7 protein-coding genes and 1 pseudogene are annotated in these 7,201 nt (G+C 66.9%); all 8 read right to left on the bottom strand.

The window, feature by feature from the left end; all coding sequences use genetic code 11:
• Positions 1–435, bottom strand: a 435-nt coding sequence (locus tag AB7U92_RS18500) for a ribonuclease III family protein (protein ID WP_428580270.1), incomplete at its 3' end; no start/stop codon positions are given.
• A gap of 46 nt (positions 436–481) precedes the next feature.
• A complete protein-coding gene (locus AB7U92_RS18495; protein ID WP_428580264.1) occupies positions 482–853 on the bottom strand; it encodes a DUF4845 domain-containing protein in 372 nt (123 codons plus the stop codon).
• 39 nt (positions 854–892) lie between these two features.
• On the bottom strand, positions 893–1,870 hold the full coding sequence (gene lepB, locus AB7U92_RS18490; RefSeq protein ID WP_428580261.1) for a signal peptidase I: 978 nt from the start codon (positions 1,868–1,870) through the stop codon (positions 893–895).
• On the bottom strand, positions 1,870–3,678 hold the full coding sequence (gene lepA / locus AB7U92_RS18485) for a translation elongation factor 4 (RefSeq protein ID WP_428580267.1): 1,809 nt from the start codon (positions 3,676–3,678) through the stop codon (positions 1,870–1,872). The genes lepB and lepA overlap by 1 nt, the downstream gene beginning before the upstream one ends.
• Positions 3,679–3,697: 19 nt before the next feature.
• Positions 3,698–4,057: a hypothetical protein gene (locus AB7U92_RS18480; protein WP_428580258.1), complete on the bottom strand. Its 360-nt coding sequence runs from the start codon at positions 4,055–4,057 to the stop codon at positions 3,698–3,700.
• Positions 4,058–4,225: 168 nt separating this feature from the next.
• Positions 4,226–5,677 carry a DegQ family serine endoprotease gene (locus tag AB7U92_RS18475; protein ID WP_428580255.1) on the bottom strand — a complete coding sequence of 484 codons (1,452 nt, stop codon included), beginning with the start codon at positions 5,675–5,677 and terminating at the stop codon, positions 4,226–4,228.
• Positions 5,678–5,729: 52 nt separating this feature from the next.
• A complete protein-coding gene (locus AB7U92_RS18470; RefSeq protein ID WP_428580252.1) occupies positions 5,730–6,737 on the bottom strand; it encodes a MucB/RseB C-terminal domain-containing protein in 1,008 nt (335 codons plus the stop codon).
• A 24-nt stretch (positions 6,738–6,761) separates the two neighbouring features.
• Positions 6,762–7,201 (bottom strand): annotated as a pseudogene (locus AB7U92_RS18465) (sigma-E factor negative regulatory protein); the annotation flags it as partial.

The raw sequence follows: 7,201 nt of genomic DNA, 5'->3' as shown, positions 1-7,201 counted from the left end.
GCCGGCGATCACCTCGCCGAACAGGCGTTGCGTCAGTTCGCGTGCGGCATCGAAGCCGGCGTCGAGGAAGACGGCGCCGATCACCGCCTCGAGCGCGTCGGCGAGGATGGAGGCGCGCTGCGCACCACCCCCGCGCGCTTCGCCTTCGGACAGGCGCACCACCTCGGGCAGCCCGAGCTGCAGCGCCATGCGGTGCAGGCTGTCTTCGCGTACGAGGTGCGCCCGCACGCGTGTGAGGTCGCCTTCGTCGGAGCCGGCGAAGCGCTCGAACAGCAGGCTGGAAACCGCCAGGCTCAGGACGGCGTCGCCCAGGAATTCGAGGCGTTCGTTGTGGTCGGCGCCGAAGCTGCGGTGCGTCAGCGCCCGGGCCAGCAGGTCGGCCTGGCGGAATCGGTGCCCGAGGCGGGCCTGGAGTTCGTCGAGTCGTTCGTCCATCGGGTTGGTGCTCATCGGGCCGGCAGCCCGCATTGCCCCCGCTGCGCTACTTCTTCGAGCGCCCCTCGTACTTGATCAGCAGGTAGACCGGCGCAACCAGCTCGATCTCCTTGTCGTAGGCGAAGCTCACCACGACCTGCTCGTTCTCTTTGGTGATCTGCAGATCCCTGCCGTCGATCGAGGTGATCGAATATTCGATCTGCTTCTGCTTGTCGAAGGCTGCGCGGATCTCCGGCACCGTGGTGCCGCCCTCGCGGGCGATCTTGTCCACCGCGCGCTGGATCGTGTAGTACTCGTTGACGGTCGGCAGCACGCGCATCACCACCAGCGCCGTGACGCCGATCACGATGGCCCAGAACATCAGCCCGAACAGGGTGACGCCGCGCTGGCGGCGGCTCGATGCAAAGTTTACGGTCATTCGTTCATGCTCCCGTCGTGAACCCCGTGCCCCGGCGCATCAGTGGAAGGAACCGATGCGCTTCGGGTTGCCGAAGTTCATCCACACGAAAAAGGCCTTGCCGACGATGTTCTCGTCCGGGACGAAGCCCCAGAAGCGAGAGTCCTCCGAATTGTCGCGGTTGTCGCCCATCATGAAGTAGTGCCCCTCCGGCACCTTGCACGTGACACCCTCGGCACTGTAGCGGCAGTTTTCGCGATAGGGGAAGGCGTAGGCGCCGTCGGCTCCGAACGGGCGCTGCGCGTTCGGGTCGACCAGGATGCGGTGCTCCACCTCGCCCAGCTTCTCCTTGAACTCCGGCGAATAGCGCAGCGTGGTCTCGTCGTAGAAGCCCGGCGGCGGCAGGGCCTCGAGCGGCGCCGGCTGCCCGTTGATGTACAGCTTCTGGTTGCGAAAGCTCACTTCGTCGCCAGGCAGACCGACCACGCGCTTGATGTAGTCGATGCTGGTGTCACGCGGGAAGCGGAAGACGATCACGTCGCCGCGCTTCGGGTCGTTGTTGGCGACGATCTTCTTGTTGATCACCGGCAGGCGGATGCCGTAGTGGTACTTGTTCACCAGGATCAGGTCGCCGACCAGCAGCGTCGGGATCATCGAGCCGGAGGGAATCTTGAACGGCTCGAACAGGAACGAGCGCAGCAGGAACACGGCCAGGATCACCGGGAACAGCCCGGCCGTCCAGTCCAGCCACCAGGGCTGCATCAGCAGGCTCTCGCGCGCCTGCGTCACGTCGGTGTCGACCTTGCTGATGCCCTGGGCGGCGAGCTGGGCGCGGCGGGCGGCTTCCTGCTCCTCGAGCTGGCGCGCAGCCGCCAGACGCTGCGGTGCGAAGTGGAAGCGCTCGGCCAGCCAGTAGGCCAATGTCACGATGCTGAGGATGAACAGCAGCAGCGAGAAGTTGCCCGTCCACTTCCCGGCGTACCAGCCGCCGAGGTAGACGGCGAGCACGCCGTAGAGCACACCGGTCAGGAGACCCATCAATCGTCCACCTGGAGGATGGCCAGGAACGCCTCCTGCGGCACTTCCACCGAGCCGATCTGCTTCATGCGCTTCTTGCCTGCCTTCTGTTTCTCGAGCAGCTTTCGCTTGCGCGTGATGTCGCCGCCATAACACTTGGCCAGCACGTTCTTGCGCAGCGCTTTGATTGTCTCACGCGCGATGATGTTGGCCCCGATGGCCGCCTGCACCGCCACGTCGTACATCTGCCGCGAGATCAGCTCGCGCATCTTCGTGACGACAGCCCGGCTGCGGTACACGCTCTGGCTGCGGTGCACGATGATCGACAGCGCGTCGACCTTGTCGCCGTTGAGCAGGATGTCGACCTTGACGACGTCGGCCGCGCGGTACTCCTTGAACTCGTAGTCCATCGAGGCGTAGCCACGCGACACCGACTTCAGCTTGTCGAAGAAGTCCAGCACGATCTCCGCCAGCGGCATCTCGTAGGTGAGCATCACCTGGCGGCCGTGGTAGGCCATGTTGATCTGCGTGCCCCGCTTGAGGTTGGCCAGCGTCATCACCGGGCCGACGTAGTCCTGCGGCATGTACAGGTGCACGGTGACCACGGGCTCGCGGATCTCGCGGATGCGCCCCTGGTCGGGCATCTTCGAGGGGTTCTCGACCTGCAGCACCGTGCCGTCGTTGAGTTCGACCTCGTAGACCACGCTGGGCGCCGTGGTGATCAGGTCCTGGTCGAACTCGCGCTCGAGCCGCTCCTGAACGATCTCCATGTGCAGCAGGCCGAGGAAGCCGCAGCGGAAGCCGAAGCCCAGCGCCTGGCTGACCTCGGGCTCGTAGCGCAGCGACGAGTCGTTGAGCTTGAGCTTCTCCAGCGCGTCGCGCAGCTGGTCGTACTCGCTGGCCTCGGTCGGGTACAACCCGGCGAAGACCTGCGGCTGGATCTCCTTGAAGCCGGGCAGCGGCTCGCTGGCCACGCCCAGGTTGTTCGGCAGCTTCTTTTCCAGCGTGATGGTGTCGCCCACCTTGGCGGCCTGCAGTTCCTTGATGCCGGCGATCACGAAGCCGACCTCGCCGGCCCGCAGCGTCTCGCGTGGCAGCGATTTGGGCGTGAACACGCCGAGTTGCTCGGCGCCGTAGACCGCGTCGCTGGCCATCAGCCGGATGCGTTCGCCCTTGGTGAGCGAACCGTCGACCACGCGCACCAGCATGACGACGCCGACGTAGTTGTCGAACCAGGAGTCGATGATCATCGCCCGCAGCGGCGCATCCGGGTTGCCGCGCGGCGCCGGCATGCGCTGGATCACCGCCTCGAGGATGTCGTCGATGCCTTCGCCGGTCTTGGCGCTGCAGGGAATGGCGTCGTCGGCGTCGATGCCGATCACGTCCTCGATTTCCCCCTTTGCCCGGTCGGGGTCGGCCTGAGGCAGGTCCATCTTGTTGAGCACCGGCACCACCTCGACGCCGAGCTCGATGGCGGTGTAGCAGTTGGCCACCGTCTGCGCCTCGACGCCCTGGCTGGCGTCGACCACCAGCAGCGCACCTTCGCAGGCCGACAGCGACCGGCTGACCTCGTAGCTGAAGTCGACGTGACCGGGCGTGTCGATCAGGTTGAGGTTGTAGACCTTGCCGTCGCGCGCCTTGTATTGCAGGGCCGCCGTCTGTGCCTTGATCGTGATCCCGCGCTCGCGCTCGATGTCCATCGAATCGAGTACCTGCGCCTCCATCTCGCGGTCGGACAGGCCGCCGCAGCGCTGGATCAGGCGATCGGCGAGCGTGCTCTTGCCGTGATCGATGTGGGCAATGATCGAGAAGTTGCGGATGTGGTCCATGGACACCGTGACTCGAAGCTCACGCCGTAGACACAACGGCGCAGCCGTTGCAGCGCAAGCTCACATCGCGCTGCGATGTGAAGGCGCGAAGCGCCGTGCTGAAGCTAAAAAAAAGGCACGTCGAACGAGTGACGCGCCTTCCAACAAAACGTATGGCAACTGCTTGTTGGGCCTTCATTGTAGCCAAAAGCACCCGCCGGAATCCCGCGCCAATGCTCGATTTCTGCTCGTTGCAGGACGCCAACATCGAAATCCATCCACAGCTTTTCCACAAATGCTTGTGGATCGCCTGGGGATAGCTGAAGCTCAGGTTTTTTGTTGCCTGGAACGTCGAAAGCCAGCCGCCAATGCCGTCGATTCTAGCTGTCAGCAAAGGCAATCAGGCCTCGCTCGCGGAGGTTGGCATCCACTGACTTTCGCAAGACGGGAACAGGCATTCACCACCTCGATCCGGCAAACCCGTCATCCATCGTCATTTCCCGGATCCCGGAAAGACCCGACAATCCAGTCGGGCGCCCCGACTGTCGCCCGGGCGCCAGCAGGGCTCTCAGCGCGCCGGTCGGATGATCAGGAAGTTCACGGTGTCACCACGGCGCACGAGGGCGGTGACGGCGCGCGACTTGTCGAGCTTGGCCACCACCGATTCGAACTGCTTCGCGCTGGTGATCTCGGTGTTGTCGATAGACAGGATGACGTCGTCCTCGCGCAGCCCCGCACGCGCGGCAGCGCCTTCCGCCACTTCCACGCGCACGCCGTTCTTCAGCTTGAGTTCGCGCTTCTGCGCCTCGGTCAGGTCGGAGACCCCGATGCCCAACGTCGTGGTCGTGGCGTGCGGCTTGGTCTCTGCTTCTGCGGTGCGGCGAGCGCGGTCCGGCTCCACCTCGGCGACGACCACGCTCAGGTCCTTGTAGGCGCCGCGGCGGAAGACCTGCAGCGTGGCCTTGCTGCCCGGCTTCACCGCGCCGACGATGCGCGGCAGGTCGCCGGACTTCTCCACCGTCTTGCCGTCGAAGCGCGTGATGATGTCGCCCGGCTCCACGCCGGCGTTCTCCGCCGGCCCGCCCGCTTCCACGCTGCGCACCAGGGCACCAGTGGGCTTGCCCAGGCCGATGGACTCGGCGACTTCCTTGGTCACCTGGTCGATGCTCACGCCGATGCGGCCGCGGCTGACGCGGCCGGTGGTCTTGAGCTGCTCGGCCACGCGGGTGGCTTCGTCGATCGGGATGGCAAACGAGATGCCCATGTAGCCGCCCGAGCGGCTGTAGATCTGCGAGTTGATACCCACCACCTCGCCGCGCATGTTGATCAGCGGCCCGCCGGAATTGCCGGGGTTGATCGCCACGTCGGTCTGGATCAGCGGGAGGAACTCGCCGGTGTCGCGCGCCTTGGCGCTGACGATGCCGGCCGTCACCGTATTCTCCAATCCGAAGGGCGAGCCGATGGCGATCACCCACTCGCCCACGCGCAGCCGGTTGACGTCGCCGGTGCGAACGGACGGCAGCCCGGCCGCGTCGATCTTCACCAGCGCCACGTCGGAGCGGCGGTCCGAGCCGATCACGCGTGCCTTGAACTCGCGCTTGTCGGCCAGCGTGACGAAGACTTCGTCGGCGCCATCGATGACGTGCGCATTGGTCATCACGTAGCCATCGGCGCTGAGGATGAAGCCGGAGCCGACGCCGCGCTGCTGCGGCTCGCCGTCGGGTTGCGGGCGCTGGCCGCGCGGACCGGGCTGGTTCGGGATGGGCAGGCCGAAGCGCCGGAAGAACTCCAGCATGTCCTCGTCCATCTCCGGCATGCCGTTGCCGCGCGCAGCACGCCGTTCGGTGGTGCGGATGTTGACGACCGCCGGCCCGACGCGCTCGGCGAGGTCGGCGAACTCGGGCAGGTTCGACTGCGCCTGCGCGGCCGGCGTGAAGAAGGCCGCTGCGCCCGCGACCAGAAAGCTGGCGAGCGCGATGAGGAAGCCACGGCGAGCCGCCGCGGAAACGGTGGTTGGCATGTTGTGCATGATGGAAGTGAGCCTCACTGCTGAAGCCTTGGAAGACGGCGCGTCACCTGCGCCGTTCGAGCCCGTTGGCGAATGCGAGGAGCGTGGCCGGCGGAACGTCGCCGACGACCGTGACCCACCACTCGCCCTGCCGGCGCATCAGCGTCTGGGTGGCACCCACGGCCGTGCGCATCGCGCGCTGGTGGCGGGCGGGGCTGTACGGTTCGATGAACACCGAGACGTAGGTCAGCCCGTCCGAGAAGATGGTCTGCAGCACCGGTTCCGACGTGGCTTCCTGTGCGTTCGAGGTCGGCGACTCCATCGGCCGCTTGACGCAGTTGACCTCGCGGAAGCCTGGCACGAGCTGGCGCATGTTCCAGCCCTCCGCCTCCAGGCGGGTGCTGTCGAGCGTCGGCCGGATGACGCGATAGCCATCGAGCTTGCGCATCGGGCCGGTGACGCTGTCGAACTGCGGCTTCACGCCGATCGTGACTTCCGAAAAGGCCGAGGTCTCGAGCACCTCATTGCGCTCGCCGAGAACATCGGAACGCAGCAACAGGCCCGACGCCTTGTCGGACCACAGCCGGTATCCGAAGCGATAGGTGTCGCGCGGCTGGACGAGCAGCACGTGTGCCTCGCGCCCGGCCACCCGCTCGCGGCCCTGCGGCTGCACTTCGTAGAACTCGGCCAGGCGGTCGATGCTGCCTTGCAGCAGCGACGGAAAACCGCTGAGCGCCTGGGCCTGCTCCACCAGCGCCACGCGACTGCCCGGCCACAGGGTGTGGACGATGTCGTTGTGCCGGTAGACATAGCGGGTCTGGCCGTCCAGCGACTCGATGCGCTCGTACTGGTTGCTGCCTTCGCCGTAGTGCGCGATCCGCGCGCTCGAGACCGCGCCGCCCCCACTGACGACGAAGATCCCCTGGAAATTCTGCTTGCCGGCCGCTTCGTGGATGCGGGTCAGCCAGGCCTTGACCTCGCGGCTTTCCGGCGCCGAGGCCGGCCCGGCGGCGGACACGAGTCCGCCGTGGGCGCCGAGGAGGGTCAGCGCGAGCAGGGAGCGCAGAAGCATGAGTCGGTTCGTCTGGACAACGGCTCAGCGCTTCGCGCCGTCCGTGGTGGCGCTGCGCAGGAAAGAAGACGGCACGCCGAGGGCCGACGCTCCGGCGAAGCGCTGATGCGCGGCGAGGTAGCGGTCCAGGCGCGCGTCACGGATCACGTTGCCATCGGTCACGAGCGCGGCGTGCTCGCCGTTCGCATCGGCTACGGCCGGCGAGGCCACCGTCGTGGCAGCCACCGGCACGACCGGCGAAGGCGCACGAGCCACGGCCGGCGCCGATTCGGGCGACGGCGCCTGCAGCGCCACCAGCACGCCGGCAACGGCCACGAAGCCGGCTGCGACCGCGGCGCCGGCACGCCAGCGCCGCGCCGAACGCCCGGCCGCCATCGGCACCGGCTGCGCGGCCTGCACCGGCTGCGGGGCGAGCACGACCGGCTCGTCCGCCAGCCGGGCGCGAAGGCGCTTGAGGAACTCTT

Origin of the sequence: Piscinibacter sp. (assembly GCF_050175855.1) — a bacterium.
In the GTDB taxonomy this organism is placed as follows: domain Bacteria; phylum Pseudomonadota; class Gammaproteobacteria; order Burkholderiales; family Burkholderiaceae_C; genus Piscinibacter.
Note: the sequence above shows the minus strand (reverse complement) of the source record. Positions and strands in the feature narration are given on the sequence as shown.

Bases quoted from the DNA above. Each gene is read 5' to 3' on its own strand.
- AB7U92_RS18470 (WP_428580252.1), bottom strand. From the start codon at position 6,737: ATGCTTCTGCGCTCCCTGCTCGCGCTGACCCTCCTCGGCGCCCACGGC.
- AB7U92_RS18495 (WP_428580264.1), bottom strand. From the start codon at position 853: ATGACCGTAAACTTTGCATCGAGCCGCCGCCAGCGCGGCGTCACCCTG.
- lepB (WP_428580261.1), bottom strand. From the start codon at position 1,870: ATGGGTCTCCTGACCGGTGTGCTCTACGGCGTGCTCGCCGTCTACCTC.
- AB7U92_RS18475 (WP_428580255.1), bottom strand. From the start codon at position 5,677: ATGCCAACCACCGTTTCCGCGGCGGCTCGCCGTGGCTTCCTCATCGCG.
- lepA (WP_428580267.1), bottom strand. From the start codon at position 3,678: ATGGACCACATCCGCAACTTCTCGATCATTGCCCACATCGATCACGGC.